Genomic DNA, 15305 nt, shown 5'->3' with positions numbered 1-15305 from the left:
ACGAAGCCGGGGGTGGCGCCGGCCGCGACATCCTCGTCGTCACTGTGCGGCGATCGTCGGTTCGCCCCGGAGGGCGGCGGCGAGGTCGTCGACGTAGCGCGGCAGGATGAAGGGCAGCGAGAGCACCGTGGGCGCGCTGATCGCGGAGGCGTCGGTGGCGTCGGTGTAGTAGACGTACGCGCCGGCGGCGATCGGTGCCCACCGCGAGAACACTTTGTTCTGCACGCTGTATTCCGCTTGATCGCGACCGCTGCCCCATCCGACGAAGAGGTCGGCCTGCACGTCGGAGAGCCTTTCGAGGCTGACGCCCGAGTACCAATTATCGCCTTCGGCGGTGGATGCGAACTCGTCCATCGCCGACGTCGAGACGAAGCCGAGCGCCTCGGTGATGCGTACGCGGGGGTCGTACGACAGGTAGACGCCCAGGTCGGTGCCGCCCTCATCGAGGGTCAGGCCCCAGACGAACGTCTTCCCCTCGAACTCGGGGTGCGCGGCGGCGAGGTCGGCGATCTGCCCCTCGGTGTCGGCGATGAGAGCTTCGGCCCGGGCGTCTTCCGACATCGCCCTGCCGACGACGCGGGTCAGGTCTTGCCACGTGCCCGCGTCCCACGGTCGCTCCAGGTAGGGCACCGTCGGGGCGATCTCGCTCAGGCGCTCGTACTCGACGTCGGTGATGCCCGAGTAGAGACTCAGGATGAGGTCGGGTTGCAGAGCCATGATGGCCTCGTAGTTGGGGCCGTCTTCGGTCGGGGGGATGAGGGTGGGCAGTTCGCCGTACTGCTCGGTGACGTACTCCTCGAACCACGGCTGGTAGCCGCTCTCGTCGGTGCCCCAGACCTCCTCCATGCCGACCGGGTTCGTGCCGAGAGCTGCGACCACATCCGAGGTCATCCATCCCAGGGTCACGATGCGCTGGGGCTTGTGTGGAATGACGGTCCCTCCGTAGGCGTGCTCGATGGTCACCGTGGCGGTGGATGCCGCGGTCGACGCCGAGGTGGACGGTTCGGTGCCCGCGGGCGTCGCGCAGCCGGCGAGGCTCAGGGCGGCGGCGATGGCCGCAGCCAGCGCGACACGGCGGCGGGTTCTCGGGCGCGCGGAAGCGTGCGTCATGGTTCTCCTTCGGGGAGGGGAAAGGGGAGCGCCACCGTGGCGGCGGGTTAGGTAAGCATTGCCTAACATGCCGATGGTAGGAGGTGCTTCTCCTCCGTGGTGTCGACTGACAGACGAGATATGTCGGCGAACAGACAACCGTCCGTTCCGGCCTCCCGGGTCAGCGCCAGTACGACTGGTGGGCGGCGTCGGCATGGACCCCGGCCACGTGCTGGCGGGGAGTGATTCCGAAACGCTCCTTGAAGCTGGCCGAGAATGCGCTCGTCGTCGCGTAGCCGCACCGGTGCGCGGCGGCACCGATCGGCATCCCGTCGACGATCAGCCGCGCCCCGAGGGTCAGGCGCACGCCGGTGCGCCACTTGCCGAAGCTCATACCGACATCGCTCTGGAAGATCCGCATCACAGTGCGCTCGTGCAGTCCGTGCGCCGCGCACAGCTCGGCGACGCTGCGCGGGTCGCCCGGGTCGTCGAGCACGGACTGCGCGAGCGCGCGCACGCGATCATCCGTCGGGAGTGGAACCTCGCCTCGATCCGCGAGCGCATCGGGGATGGGCTGCTGGAGCATCTCGATCAGAACGGATTGGATCCGCACACGCGGACCGGTCGGCATGTCGTTGATCCCGAGGTGCAGGAGCATCTCCTGCACCGCGCGCGGGACGAGCACCCGGCGGATCCCGTCGGTCGGCGCCGTGGCGGCGGATGCCGGCAGGTAGGTGTAGCAGCCGACGGAGTCCTGCTCGTGATGCGCGGTGTGCGGAACCCCCGGGGGCACCCAGATGCCCTGACCGGGAGCGAGCTGCCACATCGCGTCGCGCAGGTGCACCCACACGGTGCCGCGGTAGCACCACGCCAGCATCGCGTCGGCGTGCGCGTGCGGAGGCGAGAGGGGCCGCGCGCCGCGATCCTCGCCGGTCACGACACCCGTGCTCATGAGGTATGGAGCCTCGACGTTCGAGGGGTACCGGGGGCTGGCATCCCAGTCGCTCTGCCGAAAGGCGTTCATCCATGCTCCGTCGGCGCCTCGTCCACCGTCGTGGGGGTGCGGGTCGCCCGGAAGCCTCGTGTGGGAAGCTCCCGGCGTCCGCACCGCGGTTCCGGGAGACACCCTAGCCTGGCGTCATGAGCGACCTCACGATCGGTTCCGACGGCGTCACCCGCTGCGCATGGGCGGGAGCGGATGCCGAGTATCAGCGCTACCACGACGAGGAGTGGGGCACCACATTACGCGGCGACCGTCCGCTCTTCGAGAAGCTCAGCCTCGAGAGCTTTCAGGCGGGTCTCGCCTGGATCACCATCCTGCGCAAGCGTCCGCGCTTCCGCGAGGTCTTCCACGGGTTCGAGCCCGCCATCGTGGCGGGCTTCGGCTCCGACGACGTCGAACGTCTGCTCCAGGATGCCGGCATCATCCGCCACCGCGGCAAGATCGAGGCCGTGATCGGCAACGCCTCGATCGTCGCGGGCATGGCCGAGGGTGAATTCGACACTCTGATGTGGTCGTTCGCCCCCGCGGTGCACGAGCCGCCGACGACCTTCGCCGACGTGCCGGCTGTGACGCCGGAGTCGACCGCGATGAGCACGGAGCTGCGTCGCCGCGGATTCCGCTTCGTCGGCCCCACGACCATGTACGCGCTCATGCAGTCGTCGGGCATGGTCGACGACCACGTCGCGGGGTGCTGGCGCGCATCCGCGTGAGCCCACGAGGCCCGTCAGCCCACGAGGCCCGTCAGCCCTCGGGCGTCCCCGCGCGGACGTGCACGTCCGCGCGGGATGCCGTGGCATCCGCCGCGAAGAACGCATCCTCCTCGCGCATCCACTGCTCCCAGAGGTCGCGGTGCTCGGCACCGTCTCGCGCCAGTCCCCGGGCGAGGCGCTCCTGCGGCGGGGCGTTCACCCAGACGCGACAGGCGAGCACATCGGCGACGGCGGCGCGTGTGCAGGTCACCCCTTCGATCACGACGAACGGACTCCATGTCACGGTGCGCCACGAGCCGAGGCTGTCACCGCGCCAGTCCGACCAGTCGCGTTGCTGATAGGTGGCGTCGCGTCCCTGCATGAGGGGCATGACGACCTGTCGGTCGAAACGCGGCCACCACCCAGCGAAATCCCCCCAGGAGACGAAGTCGTCGACCTGGATGAGCGGAGCATCCAATGTGCGCGCCACAGGTTCGGCGAGCGTGCTCTTCCCGGAGCCTGCGGGACCATCGATGCCCACGATCCGAACGCCCTCGACGGGAGTCGTCCGCGCGATCCGGGCGATGGCGGAGATCAGCGCCGTGTCGGGTCGAGACATGAGAGCCATGCTGACGGCACTCATGCGATCCGTCCAGCGCGGCTCTCGTCGACGTCGCGGGGTGCTGGCGCACCGCCGCGCGACGACGTCGGTGCGGCCGTCGTCTATGCGTCGGGGGTGTCCGAGGCGCTCTGCGACTCGATCTCGCGAAGGCGGCGAAGCTTCGCCCAGGGATGGAATGCGATCCAGGCGACCGACGCGATGGAGGCGCCCATGATCATCGATGAGGTGTCCATGATTCCGACGCTACGCCGGGCCGCGCGGCGACGGATCCCCCGCGCGAGGGAGATCGGCGTCTCACCCGGTAGACTGATTCGCGGAGCTCTCGCTCCCAGCGTCGTCGAACGCACCGGCCCCTTCTTCTCGGGCCTTTGACCTTCACGGCGAACGGATGCGCCACCCGGCGCCTTCGCCCATTGCAGCCGCAGCATCGCGGCATCCCGAACCGCCGTGCGCGCGTGCGCCGCGGCAGGAGTATCCATGACGTCTCAGACTTTCGCCGACCTCGGCGTGCCCGCCCCCCTCGTCGACGTTCTCGCCGCGCAGGGCAAGAACGAGCCCTTCCCGATCCAGGCCGACACCCTGCCCGACACGCTCGCCGGTCGCGACGTGCTCGGCCGCGGCAAGACCGGCTCGGGCAAGACCCTCGCCTTCTCGCTGCCCCTCGTCGCCCGCCTCGCGTCGAAGACCGACCGCCGCCGCGGCCGGAAGCCGCGCGCCCTCGTGCTCGCCCCGACCCGCGAGCTGGCGAACCAGATCGACGAGGTCATCAAGCCCCTCGCCGCCCCCTTCGGTCTCGTCACCACCACCGTCTACGGCGGCGTGAACCAGAAGCGCCAGGTCGACGCCCTGAACGCCGGCGTCGACATCCTCGTCGCGTGCCCCGGTCGCCTCGAAGACCTCATCGGCCAGGGCTTCGCGAACCTGGGCGACGTCGAGATCACCGTTCTGGACGAGGCCGACCACATGGCCGACCTCGGCTTCCTCCCCGGCGTCACGCGTCTGCTGTCGCGCACGCCCGCCGACGGCCAGCGCCTGCTGTTCTCGGCGACGCTCGACAACGGTGTGGACAAGCTGGTCAAGCGCTTCCTCCGTAACGAGGTGCTGCACTCGGTCGACGAGGCGCACTCCCACGTCGCCGCGATGACCCACCACGTCTTCGCGCCCGCCGATGCGGATGCCAAGAAGGACCTCGTGCAGACGCTCGCGTCGGGTACGGCTCGTCGCATCCTGTTCATGCGCACCAAGCACCAGGCGAAGAAGCTCGCCAAGCAGCTCACGGCCGCCGGCATCCCCTCGGTCGACCTGCACGGCAACCTGTCGCAGCCGCAGCGCGACCGCAACCTCGCCGCGTTCGGCGACGGCCGCGCGAAGGTGCTCGTCGCCACCGACGTGGCCGCCCGCGGCGTGCACGTCGACGGCGTCGAGCTCGTCGTCCACGTCGACCCGCCCGTCGAGCACAAGGCGTACCTGCACCGTTCGGGTCGCACCGCCCGCGCCGGCACGGCCGGCGACGTCGTGACGATCATGCTGCCCGAGCAGCGTCGCGACACCCTCGACATCCTGCGCAAGGCCAAGATCTCGGCCACGCCCACCCCGGTGACCCCCACGTCGCCCGAGGTCGTCGCACTGGTCGGCGAGGTCGCACCGTACGTCAAGCCCGAGCCGGTCGTCGCGCAGCCCCAGGGCGGCGGACGCTCGCAGGGCGCGAACGCGCAGCGCAAGCGCGCCGAGCGCGCGCAGGGTCAGGATGCCGCGCCGGCCGGCGGCGGGCGCCGTCGTCGCGGTCGCGGCGGATCCGGCCAGCCGGCCGAGGCGGCGGCCGCGGGTCACGCTCCCCAGGGCGGTCGCGGCCAGGGCCAGCGCTCCGGCGCCGGTCGCGGTCAGGGTGCCGGTGGCGGACAGCGTGCCGGTGCGGGCGCCGGTCGGACGCAGGGCGTGGGCCGCTCGGCATCCGGTACCCCCACGACCGGCATGGTCGTCGGCGCGCGCACTCCTCGCACGAACCGTCGCGCCCAGGGCTGACACGCTCTTCCGGTGCCCCCGCAGATTCGTCTGCGGGGGCACCGTCGTTTCCGGGTGCCGTCTGCGGGCGGTGTCTGGTGTGCGCCATCTGCCGTTCGGGCGGATGCCGCGGTGTGTGTCGTTCGGGCGGATGCCACGGCGTGCGCAGCGGCGGGAAGTGTGGCGTACACGCCGGTGTCGGGGGTCCAGGGCGGAGATCTCCGCCGTCGTGCGCACGGATTCCGTGGCGTCTCGCGGATGTCGGAGGTCTCCGCCACACTGGGGACGATCCCGAGGAGGCACCCGTGACCGATCCCGACGCCCACGACGTCATCCGCGTCCGCGGTGCGCGCGAGAACAACCTCAAGAACGTCGATCTCGACGTGCCCAAACGCCGGCTGACGGTGTTCACCGGCGTCAGCGGTTCCGGGAAGTCGTCGCTCGTCTTCGGCACGATCGCCGCCGAGTCGCAGCGGCTCATCAATGAGACCTATCCCACCTTCGTGCAGCAGTTCATGGGCGAGCTCTCCCGTCCCGACGTCGATGCACTCGAGAACCTCAGCGCCACCATCCGCGTCGATCAGGAGCGCATGGCCGCCAACGCCCGCTCCACGGTGGGCACCGCCACCGACGTCCACGCGATGCTGCGCGTGCTGTTCAGCCGGCTCGGGCAGCCGCACGTCGGGTCGTCGCAGGCGTTCTCGTTCAACGTGCCGTCCATTTCGGGAGCCGGTGCGGTGACCATCGCGACGGGGGCGAAGAAGGGCCAGAAGGAGCGCCGCTCCTTCGAGATCACCGGTGGCATGTGCCCCGACTGCGAGGGCCTCGGCCAGGTCAGCGACATCGACCTCGATCAGCTCGTCGATCCCACGCTCTCGCTGAACGCCGGAGCCATCCTCGTGCCCGGGTACACCGCCGACGGGTGGATGGTGCGGGTGTACAGCGAGTCGGGCTTCTTCGACGGCGACAAGCCGGTGGGGCGGTTCACCGACAAGGAGAGGCACGACTTCCTCTACAAGGAGCAGACGAAGGTCCGCATCGCCAACACGAACATGACCTACGAGGGCCTCGTGCCCAAGGTCACCAAGAGCATGCTGCAGAAAGACCGCGACTCTCTGCAGCCGCACATCCGCGCGTTCGTCGACCGCGCCGTCACTTTCGTCGCGTGTCCCGCGTGCGGGGGCACGCGCCTCAACGAGGGAGTGCGCTCGTCGCGCATCGGCGAGGTGAACATCGCGGATGCCGCGGCGATGCAGATCACCGATCTCGCCGCCTGGGTGCGCACCATCGACGACCCCACGGTCGCCCCGCTCGTGCAGGGGCTGCGCGACACCCTCGACGCGTTCGTGCACATCGGGCTCGGATACCTCTCGCTCGACCGCGCGAGCGGCACGCTCTCGGGCGGCGAGGCGCAGCGAACCAAGATGATCCGGCACCTCGGCTCCAGCCTGAGCGACATCACCTACGTCTTCGACGAGCCCACGGCCGGGCTGCACCCCCACGACATCCAACGCATGAACGAGACACTGTTGCAGCTGCGTGACAAGGGCAACACGGTGCTCGTCGTCGAGCACAAGCCCGAGGTCATCGAGATCGCCGACCACGTCGTCGACCTCGGCCCCCGCGCCGGCCGAGCCGGCGGCACGGTGCAGTACGAGGGCGACGTCGCCGGGCTGCGGGCGTCCGACACGCTCACCGGCCGCTTCCTCGATCACCGCGCCGAACTGAAGGGCGAGGTCCGCCTCGCGTCCGGGGTCATGCAGATCCGCGGCGCTTCGCAGCACAACCTCCGTGATGTCGACGTCGACGTCCCCCGCGGCGTGTTGACGGTGGTGACCGGTGTGGCGGGGTCCGGCAAATCGTCGCTCATCCACGGCAACCTGCCCGCGTTCGACGACGTCGTCGTCGTCGACCAGACGGCCATCAAGGGATCGCGGCGCAGCAGCCCCGCCACCTACACGGGCATCCTCGACGCGGTGCGATCCGCTTTCGCCAAAGCCAACGGCGTGAAGCCCGCGCTGTTCAGCGCGAACAGCGAGGGCGCCTGCCCCGCCTGCAAGGGTCTGGGCGTGATCGTCACGCAGCTCGGCTTCCAGTCGACGGTCGAGACGGTGTGCGAGCTGTGCGCGGGCACCGGCTTCTCCGGCGCGGTGTTGGAGTACACCCTCGACGGCAAGAACATCGCCGAGGTGCTGGCCATGTCGGTCAGCGACGCATCGGAGTTCCTCGTGAAGGGGCCGGCCGTCGCGGTGCTGGCGCGACTACGCGACGTCGGTCTCGGGTATCTGACCCTCGGGCAGTCGCTCAACACCCTCTCCGGGGGTGAGCGTCAGCGCCTGAAGCTCGCGATCTCCATGGCGAAGACGGGTGCCGTGTACGTGCTCGACGAGCCGACGACAGGGCTGCACCTCGCCGACGTCGACACGCTGCTTCGTCTGCTCGACCAGCTGGTGGATGCCGGTAACACGGTCGTGGTCATCGAACACCACCAGGCCGTCATGGCGCACGCCGACTGGATCATCGACCTCGGCCCCGGGGCCGGCCACGACGGCGGCGACGTGGTCTTCGAGGGCACCCCGGCCGACCTGGTCGCGGCGCGGTCGACGCTCACCGCGGAGCACCTGGCCCGCTATGTCGGCCGCGACGAACTCTCCGGGGCCGTGCGGTGAGCCCGTCCGTCCTGGTCGACCGATACCTTGCGGCCCTCGAGCGCAGCGATCTCGAGAGCGTCCTGGTGCTCTTCACCCCGTCGGCGACGGTGCACTCGCCGCTCTACGGAACCCGGAGTCCGGCTGAGTTCTACCCGGAGCTGTTCGCGGACACGGCCTCATCGCGTCTGACTCTGCTCAGCGCGATGCACGATGCCACCGGCGCGCCCGTCATCAGCTTCTGGTTCCGGTTCGATTGGGTGCTCGCCGACGGATCGCCGGCGCCGTTCACGGTCGTGGACGTCGCCGAGCTCGCACCCGACGGTCGCATCCAGACCCTGCACATCATCTACGACACCGCCTCCGTCCGCGGCGCGTGGGACGCGCAGGCCGCATCAGCGGAAGAGCTCTGACACCCGGACAGGCCCTGCTCTCGCGTCTCGACCGGACGGTCGGCGAAACACGCGCGTCGGCCGCGGGTGCTCAGCGTCGCGTCGGGCTGGTGCGGATCGTCGTGCGTCGGCCGTGGGTGCTCGGCGCCGCGTCGGGCAGGGGGGTCCTGGTGCGTCGGCCGTGGGTGCTCGGCGCCGCGTCGGGCAGGGGGGTCCTGGTGCGTCGGCCGCGGGTGGTCAGCGCCGCGTCGGGCAGGGGGGTCCTGGTGCGTCGGCCGCGGGCGCTCTGCGCGGCGTCGTGCAGCTGGACACTGCAGCGTCGGCCGCGGGAGCTCAGCGCCGCATGGTGCAGGTGGGGATGCTCGTGCGTCGGCCGCGGGTGCTCAGCGCCGCGCCGCGCGGGTGCCGATCGTCCGTCAGCCGCGGGTGCTCACCGCCGCATCGTGAAGGTGCCGGTCTCCGTGCGGCAGCACCTTCACCATCACGCCGCGCCGACGAAGGTCGGCGATGGCGCGGGTCTCGTCTTCGCGGGTCGCGCCGAGCGCGCGCAGGCTGGCGACGACGAGCACATCGCCACGGCTCAGCGTGCCGAAGAACCGATCGAGCCGGTTCCCCCAATCCTCGAGGGTCTCCGGCGCCGGATGACGGAAGCCTTCGATCGGCACCCCGAAGCGCGTGAGATCGTCGCGCTGCTGAACGACGGAGGGCATGTCGGGGCGCGAGACGACCAGGCCCACCAGCCGCGAACCCGCGGGACGCGCGCGCCACCAGTCGCGGTCGTCCTGAAGCTCGGTGAAGCACTTCGGGCACTCGGCCGCGTCGTGCACGTGCGGCACGGTGCCGGTCCCGGCGACATCCGAGGATGACGGCAGCGTCGGGATCGAATCGCTCATGGAGACCTCCGCTTCCATTCTGCCTCACGCCCCCCTGCATCGTCCCCGCGCGGCGGCGGCAATCGGGCACCGCCCGCGCGCATCGGTCGAGCGGGCCTCAGTCCTCGTCGCCGTCGTCGAGTCGCAGTTCGAGGCTGAGCTGATCGGCATCCAGTTCGGCGAGCGCGTGCCGCAGGGCCGCGGTGCTGTAGCGACCGTCGCGTCCCGCATCGTGCAGGCAGCGGCGCATCGCCTCGATCGACGCGAGTCGCAGTTCGAGGAAGTCGCGCACCCGTGTCGAGGCGTCTTCGTCGGGTGGCTGCACGATGCGGGCGCCCGCGCGGTGCAGCAGATCGTCGGGGAAGACCGCGCCGTCTCGCCGCCGCAGAGCGCCCGCGCGCAGGGCGGCGCCCGCGGCCTCGCGCATCTCGGCGTCGAGGGCGCGCTGCTCCTCGCGCGTCGGCCCCTCCCCGCCGTCGCCGGAGAGACCCACCGCGCGCACGACGCGCGAGAGGGTGAGCCCCTGCAGCACCAGACTGAACAGCGCCACCAGGAACGCGACGAAGATCAGCAGCGGGCGCTGCGGAGTGTCTCCCGGCAGCGTCTGCGCGGCGGCGAGCGTGACGACACCGCGCATGCCGGCCCACACGATGACCGTTCCGTGGCGCGCCCCGAGCGGGGCGTCGCGGTAGTAGTCCAGATCGGCGAGCGTGCGCCGGATGCGCGTGCGCATCCATCCGATCCGCCGCTGGGTGCGGACCGGATCCGCGGCCCGGATGCCGAACCGCTCGGGCGTCTCGCGGTAGGCCTGCTCGAACTGGTCGAGCCGCTCCTGCGCCCCCTCGATCCGGTCCTGGCTCCGCGCGTGGCGTCGCCCGCGAAGCCCCTGCACCCAGATCAACCCCGACACCCAGAGACCGCGAACGATCATCACGATCCCGAGCGCGCTCAGCGCCAGCCACGTCCCGTGCCAGAGGCCCTCGTGCTCACGCAGGTTCGCGCCGACGATGTCTTTGAGTTCGAGACCGAAGACGAGGAACACCCCGCCCTCGAGCACGAGCTCGACCGTCCGCCAGTTCAGGCGGTCGCTCATGCGTTGCTCGGGGGTGAAGCGGCGCGCGGCGCCCTGGCCGGTCACGATGCCCGCGACGACCGCGGCGACCAATCCCGATCCGCCGAGGTGCTCGGTGGGCAGGTAGGCGAGGAAGGGGATGGTGAAGCTGAGCGCCGTGTTCGCCGCGGGGTTGGCGACCCGTTCGCGCACCCGCAGGTTGACCCACCCGACCACGGCGCCGAGCACGAGGGCGACCGCGACGGCCCACGCGAAGTCCGCCACCGCGTCTCCGAAGGCGAATCCGGATGCCACGGCGGCTACCGCCGTGCGCAGCAGCACCAGCGCCGTGGCGTCGTTGAGCAGGCTCTCGCCCTCGAGCATCGTGACCACGCGCGGCGAGATGCCCAGCCGCTTCGCGATCGAGGTGGCCACGGCATCCGTCGGGCTGAGGATCGCCCCCAGGGCGATGGAGAGGGCGAGCCCGAGGCCGGGGATCACGGCCCAGAAGAAGAGTCCGAGCAGCACGGAGCTGATGACGACGAGCACGACGGACAGGCCGGCGATGGGCGCGAAGTCGCGGCGGAACTCGATGGCGGGAAGTTGCACGGCGGCGGAGTACAGCAGCGGGGGGAGGACGCCCACGAGGATGATCTCGGGATCCACCGCGAACGGCGGAACGAACGGCAGCAGGCTGATCCCCGCGCCGACGGCGAGCAGCACGAGGGGGCCCGCGACGTTGAAACGCGGACCGATCACCGTGGCGAGGGCGATCACCACGACGCCGGCGATGACGACGAGGAGGGGATCGAGCATGATCCGAGGCTAGCCCTCGCAGGCGCGTGACTCCCGATGTGCGCCCCCGGACTCCGCCGGAAGTCCGCCTGGGGAGGAGGCGTGCGCTCTTCGTGGGGAGGGGCCGACTCAGCTCTCCGTGCGCAGCGCGTCGGCGACGGCGTGCAGGCCGGTGAGCGTCTCGGTGAAGCTCGTCGAGAGAGGCGAGAGTCCGATCCGCAGGCCGTGGGGGTCCCGGTAGTCGGGGATGACATCGCCCTTCCACAGCCGCGCGGTCACGGCCCGCATCGCCGGGTGCGAGAGAGTGACGTGTCCACCGCGCTCGGCCTCGTCGCGCGGCGAGGCGAGCCGCACCCCGAGGGGACGCAGGATGCCGTCGGCCACCCGCACCGCGAACGCCGTCAGCGCGGTCGACTTCGCCCGGACCGCGTCGATCCCCGCCTCGTCGAGCAGGTCGAGGGTGTCCTGCATCGCGATCATCGCCAGGACCGGGGGCGTGCCGGACAGGAACCGGCGCATGCCGTCGGCGGGGCGGTACACCGGCCCCATCGAGAAGACGTCCGCGGCACCCATCCATCCCTGCACGGGCTGCGTCAGCGTGCCCTGATGGCGGTCGGCCACGTACGCGAAAGCGGGCGACCCCGGTCCGCCGTTGAGGTACTTGTACGTGCAGCCGACGGCGAGATCGGCTCCCCACGCATCGAGCTCGACCGGGACAGACCCCGCCGAGTGGCACAGGTCCCACAGCACCAGGGCTCCGGCGTCGTGGGCGATGCGCGTGAGGCCCGCGCCGTCGGCGAGATAGCCGGAGCGGTACGACACGTGGCTCAGCAGCACCACCGCGGTGCGCTCGTTCACGGCGGCGCCGAGCAGCTCGGCATCCACTCCGCGCGAGGTGTCGACGTCGACCCACACGACGCGGGCTCCGCGCTCGGCGGCGATGCCCTCCACGAGATACCGGTCGGTGGGGAAGTCGTCGCGCCCCACGACGATCTCGTTGCGCCGAGGGTCGGCGGCGGTCTGCGCGTCCAGTGCCGCTCGCAGCAGCTTGTAGAGCAGCACCGTGGTCGAGTCGCCGATGACCGTCTGACCGGATGCCGCGCCCAGCGCCACGGCCCCGATGCGGTCGCCGATCTCGAAGGGGAGCTGCATCCACGCCTCGTCCCACCCGCGGATGAGGCGACCGCCCCACTCGTCGGTGACGAAGCGGGCGAGGCGGTCGGCGGTGGCGCGCGGGGGGCGCCCGAGCGAGTTGCCGTCGAAGTAGACCAGCGACGTCTCGGCGCCGACGAAGGCCGCGCGGTGATGCGCGAGAGGATCGTCGGTGTCGAGTGCCGCCGCCTCGGCCTCGAGAGACACCGGAGGCACCTCGAGCGCATCGACGGATCCGAAGTCGGGGGTGGGGTCAGTCGACACGGGTGAGCTCCTCGCTGGCGACGACCGTGCCCTGGCTGAGCCAGGTCGGCAGGTCGTCGGGATGGGTGGGAACGGGACCGGCGACGAAGGTCGAGACCGCGCTCGTTGTCTCCGCCCGGGGCCACGGGTCGGCCAGGCACGCGACGAGGGCGTCACCGCGCACGCCGGCCTCGTGCAGGGCGAGCAGCTCGCGACGGTTCAGGCCGACCGGCAAGGGGCCGTTGCCGAGGTCGGTGCCGTATAGCACCCGTCCACCGCACGCTGCGAACGCCCGCAGGTTCGCGATGGCCTGCGCGCGGGCGCCACCGCGGTGGATGTCGAGCGTCGAGATCCAGGCCTGCCCCGCGGCGATCGCGCGGGACAGGGTGCGCCGCGAAACGGGGGCGTCGAAGGGGGTGTGCGCGAGGGCGGCGACTCCGAACGCGAGGGCGCGCTCGACCTGGCCCGCGCCTTGCGCATGTGCCACGACGGGCAGGCCGCGCTCGCCGGCCGCGACCACGATCGCCGTCAGCACCTCGTCGGAGACGACCGGCCCCGCATCCGCGTGGAGCGCCACCTTGATGACCGACGCCCCGGCATCCGCCTGCGCGTCGACAGCGGTCTGCGCGCCACCCTCGACACCGGGGTGCAGGGACGCGTTGTGGACGATGTGCACCGTGGCAGCCGGAGCCCAGGAGCGGCCCTGAGGATAACCGCCGGGCGCGGTGAGGAAGGCCCCCGCGAATGTCGCACGAGGGGAACCGGTCGACCGTCGCGCGAGAGCGGCAGGATCACCGCCGAGGTCGACCACGGCGGCGATCCCGCGCACGGGCAGGCCCGCCGCGTCGATCAGGTGCAGATGAACGTGATGATCGACGAACGGCGGCAACGCGGTGCCGGTCTCGGCGGTGAGGGCCCGCCGGACGGGCCACGCGGCGGAGAGGCTCACGCCGACCCGCTCAGATCAGCGACAGCTCGCGGAGCTTGGCCTCGACGTCGGCGTTGGAGGGCTCGACGTGGTGGCTGGAATCGGGGTAGACGACGACGGGGATGCTGGTGCGTCCCGAGATCTCCTTGGCCACGTCGGCGGCCGCGGGGTCGGCGACGAGGTCGACGTACTCGTAGTCGATCCCCAGCTCGTCGAGCTGCTTCTTCGTGCGGATGCAATCGCGGCACCAGTCGGCGCCGAACATACGGATGGGTGCGTCGGAAGACATGCCCCTAGCGTACGCCGGAGCACCGACAGCGGATGCCGGTGAGGGCGCCGGGATGGGGACGGCTCGCGGCAAGATGCGGGCCGAGGGCAGGCTCGCCGCGCGCGCCGGGCCGTGCGCTCGGGCCGGACCGACGGAGCCGGGCCGCGTCGCACGCGCTGAGCGGTCCCGCCCGCGAGCGGAGCCGAGTGAGCCGGCCCGCGCCAGCCGGACCGAGCGCGCCGGAGCGGCAAGCCAGGCAGCGCGACCTCGCCCGCACGAGCCGCGCTGCACGGGCACGTCTCGCGCCCGGCGACGTCAGGCGGTGACTTCGTCTTCGAGGGGTTCGATGGCGCGCACGGCCTTGCCGACGCGGCTCTTCTTGGGGGCGTAGACGACGAGGGCGTGGAAGACGAAGCGGACCACGAACGCGGCGATGAGGGTGAGGGCGGCGGCGAGGACGCTTTGGATGTGCGCCTGGCTGACGAGTACCCAGATCACGGGGATGCGCACGATCGCCTCGATGCCGTTGAAGGTGAACGACTTGATGAAGCGGTGGCGCATGAGCCCGGACTCGGCGCGCATGTCGGCGAAGACGAGGTATTCCAGGGCGAGGAAGTTCGCCACGATCGTCACCACGCTCGCGATGACCGCGGCGACGATGTACTGCACGCCGACCATCTGCAGCGCCCACATGATCGCCAGGTTGGCCAGGGCGCCGAGCCCGCCGACGAGGGCGAACGCGGACATGCGACCGAAGCGGAGCATGGTCAGCTGCAGCAGGAACCGCATGCCCTGGCTGAACGACGCCTTGGATTCGCCGGCGAAGCGCGCGGCGAACGAGAAGGGGACCTCGGCGACGCGCAGTTGGGTGCGGGCGAGGATCTCCAGCAGGATTTTGAATCCGCGCGGCTGCAGCGTGTCGATGTCCAGGGCGCGGCGGTCCACGAGGAAGAACCCGGTCATCGGGTCGGAGCAGTTGTGCAGTTTGCGGGGGAACATCGCCTTGGTCAGCAGCGTCGACGCGCGTGACACGGCGGTGCGTACCGCGTTCGCGAGGCCGTCGGAGGTGCCTCCGGCGACGTAGCGGGAGGCCACGACCACGTCGACGTCGCCCTGCTCGGCGCGGGCGTACAGGTCGGCGATGACCTCCGGCGGGTGCTGCAGGTCGCCGTCCATCACCACGCACCGATCGGAGGCGGCGGCCTTGATGCCTTCGACCACGGCACCGCCGAGCCCGCCGACGGGGTCGTTACGGTGGATCAGGCGCACCGGGATCGACGCGGTCCGGGCGACCGCGCGGATGACGTCGGGGGTGTCGTCGGTGGAGTCGTCGACGAAGATCACCTCGACGACGCGGCCCGCCATGGCATCCGTCGTGCGACGCACGAGTTCGGCGACGTTCGGGCCCTCATTGAAGGTCGGAACGATGACGGAAAGATCCATGGGTACTCGCGTTTTCGTGGGAGATCGGAGAGGGCACAGCGTAGTGAGGCTGACACGCGCGCCCAGAGGATTGTGGCGGACGTACCTGTGAGCTAGCGGATGCCCGCCC

The 15305-nt window shown here is 71.0% G+C and carries 14 protein-coding genes; 4 read left to right on the top strand and 10 right to left on the bottom strand.

Annotation, left to right across the window (positions count from 1 at the left end):
- Window positions 1-39: 39 nt before the first annotated feature.
- On the bottom strand, window positions 40-1110 hold the full coding sequence (locus QE392_RS01290; RefSeq protein ID WP_307446736.1) for an ABC transporter substrate-binding protein: 1071 nt from the start codon (window positions 1108-1110) through the stop codon (window positions 40-42).
- 160 nt (window positions 1111-1270) lie between these two features.
- Complete coding sequence (locus QE392_RS01285) at window positions 1271-2113, bottom strand: AraC family transcriptional regulator (protein ID WP_307446733.1); 843 nt, start codon at window positions 2111-2113, stop codon at window positions 1271-1273.
- 116 nt (window positions 2114-2229) lie between these two features.
- Between QE392_RS01285 and QE392_RS01280 the strand changes: the two genes are divergently transcribed.
- Window positions 2230-2802 (top strand): DNA-3-methyladenine glycosylase I, encoded by a 573-nt coding sequence (locus QE392_RS01280; RefSeq protein WP_307446730.1) that lies wholly within the window; start codon window positions 2230-2232, stop codon window positions 2800-2802.
- 31 nt (window positions 2803-2833) lie between these two features.
- Here the strand turns inward: QE392_RS01280 and QE392_RS01275 are convergent, their stop codons facing one another.
- Together QE392_RS01275 and QE392_RS01270 are read right to left on the bottom strand one after the other, a co-directional pair.
- Window positions 2834-3400, bottom strand: a complete 567-nt coding sequence (locus QE392_RS01275) for a uridine kinase family protein (protein ID WP_307446727.1) — start codon at window positions 3398-3400, stop codon at window positions 2834-2836.
- Window positions 3401-3504: 104 nt separating this feature from the next.
- Window positions 3505-3636, bottom strand: a complete 132-nt coding sequence (locus tag QE392_RS01270; RefSeq protein ID WP_307446724.1) for a hypothetical protein — start codon at window positions 3634-3636, stop codon at window positions 3505-3507.
- Window positions 3637-3880: 244 nt separating this feature from the next.
- On the opposite strand from QE392_RS01270, the gene QE392_RS01265 reads away from it, so the two are divergent.
- From QE392_RS01265 to QE392_RS01255, 3 genes are all read left to right on the top strand, one after another.
- A complete protein-coding gene (locus QE392_RS01265; protein WP_307446721.1) occupies window positions 3881-5425 on the top strand; it encodes a DEAD/DEAH box helicase in 1545 nt (514 codons plus the stop codon).
- A 284-nt stretch (window positions 5426-5709) separates the two neighbouring features.
- The gene (locus tag QE392_RS01260) at window positions 5710-8073 is read left to right on the top strand and encodes an excinuclease ABC subunit UvrA (protein WP_307446718.1); all 2364 of its coding nucleotides are present in this window, start codon (window positions 5710-5712) and stop codon (window positions 8071-8073) included.
- Window positions 8070-8465: a nuclear transport factor 2 family protein gene (locus tag QE392_RS01255; RefSeq protein WP_307446716.1), complete on the top strand. Its 396-nt coding sequence runs from the start codon at window positions 8070-8072 to the stop codon at window positions 8463-8465. Before QE392_RS01260 ends, QE392_RS01255 begins: the two co-directional genes overlap by 4 nt.
- 395 nt (window positions 8466-8860) lie before the next feature.
- Here the strand turns inward: QE392_RS01255 and QE392_RS01250 are convergent, their stop codons facing one another.
- From QE392_RS01250 to QE392_RS01225, 6 genes are all read right to left on the bottom strand, one after another.
- Window positions 8861-9337, bottom strand: coding sequence for a dehydrogenase (locus QE392_RS01250; protein ID WP_307446714.1), 477 nt, complete (start codon window positions 9335-9337; stop codon window positions 8861-8863).
- A 97-nt stretch (window positions 9338-9434) separates the two neighbouring features.
- Window positions 9435-11183, bottom strand: coding sequence for a cation:proton antiporter (locus QE392_RS01245; protein ID WP_307446711.1), 1749 nt, complete (start codon window positions 11181-11183; stop codon window positions 9435-9437).
- Between the two features lie 108 nt (window positions 11184-11291).
- Window positions 11292-12578, bottom strand: a complete 1287-nt coding sequence (locus tag QE392_RS01240) for a kynureninase (protein WP_373426427.1) — start codon at window positions 12576-12578, stop codon at window positions 11292-11294.
- Window positions 12568-13506, bottom strand: a complete 939-nt coding sequence (locus QE392_RS01235; protein ID WP_307446706.1) for a hypothetical protein — start codon at window positions 13504-13506, stop codon at window positions 12568-12570. Before QE392_RS01235 ends, QE392_RS01240 begins: the two co-directional genes overlap by 11 nt.
- A 10-nt stretch (window positions 13507-13516) precedes the next feature.
- Window positions 13517-13774 (bottom strand): glutaredoxin family protein, encoded by a 258-nt coding sequence (locus tag QE392_RS01230; RefSeq protein WP_295839326.1) that lies wholly within the window; start codon window positions 13772-13774, stop codon window positions 13517-13519.
- A 294-nt stretch (window positions 13775-14068) separates the two neighbouring features.
- Window positions 14069-15196, bottom strand: a complete 1128-nt coding sequence (locus tag QE392_RS01225) for a glycosyltransferase (protein WP_307446702.1) — start codon at window positions 15194-15196, stop codon at window positions 14069-14071.
- Window positions 15197-15305: the final 109 nt, after the last annotated feature.

Source organism: Microbacterium proteolyticum (assembly GCF_030818075.1).
Lineage (GTDB): Bacteria > Actinomycetota > Actinomycetes > Actinomycetales > Microbacteriaceae > Microbacterium > Microbacterium proteolyticum_A.
This window is presented reverse-complemented; position numbering and strand designations above follow the sequence as displayed.

What these genes read in the sequence shown, in the direction of transcription:
- QE392_RS01225 (WP_307446702.1), bottom strand. Translation starts at nt 15,196, where the DNA reads ATGGATCTTTCCGTCATCGTTCCGACCTTCAATGAGGGCCCGAACGTC.
- QE392_RS01270 (WP_307446724.1), bottom strand. Translation starts at nt 3,636, where the DNA reads ATGGACACCTCATCGATGATCATGGGCGCCTCCATCGCGTCGGTCGCC.
- QE392_RS01280 (WP_307446730.1), top strand. Translation starts at nt 2,230, where the DNA reads ATGAGCGACCTCACGATCGGTTCCGACGGCGTCACCCGCTGCGCATGG.
- QE392_RS01265 (WP_307446721.1), top strand. Translation starts at nt 3,881, where the DNA reads ATGACGTCTCAGACTTTCGCCGACCTCGGCGTGCCCGCCCCCCTCGTC.
- QE392_RS01275 (WP_307446727.1), bottom strand. Translation starts at nt 3,400, where the DNA reads ATGTCTCGACCCGACACGGCGCTGATCTCCGCCATCGCCCGGATCGCG.
- QE392_RS01285 (WP_307446733.1), bottom strand. Translation starts at nt 2,113, where the DNA reads ATGAACGCCTTTCGGCAGAGCGACTGGGATGCCAGCCCCCGGTACCCC.
- QE392_RS01230 (WP_295839326.1), bottom strand. Translation starts at nt 13,774, where the DNA reads ATGTCTTCCGACGCACCCATCCGTATGTTCGGCGCCGACTGGTGCCGC.
- QE392_RS01290 (WP_307446736.1), bottom strand. Translation starts at nt 1,110, where the DNA reads ATGACGCACGCTTCCGCGCGCCCGAGAACCCGCCGCCGTGTCGCGCTG.
- QE392_RS01245 (WP_307446711.1), bottom strand. Translation starts at nt 11,183, where the DNA reads ATGCTCGATCCCCTCCTCGTCGTCATCGCCGGCGTCGTGGTGATCGCC.
- QE392_RS01250 (WP_307446714.1), bottom strand. Translation starts at nt 9,337, where the DNA reads ATGAGCGATTCGATCCCGACGCTGCCGTCATCCTCGGATGTCGCCGGG.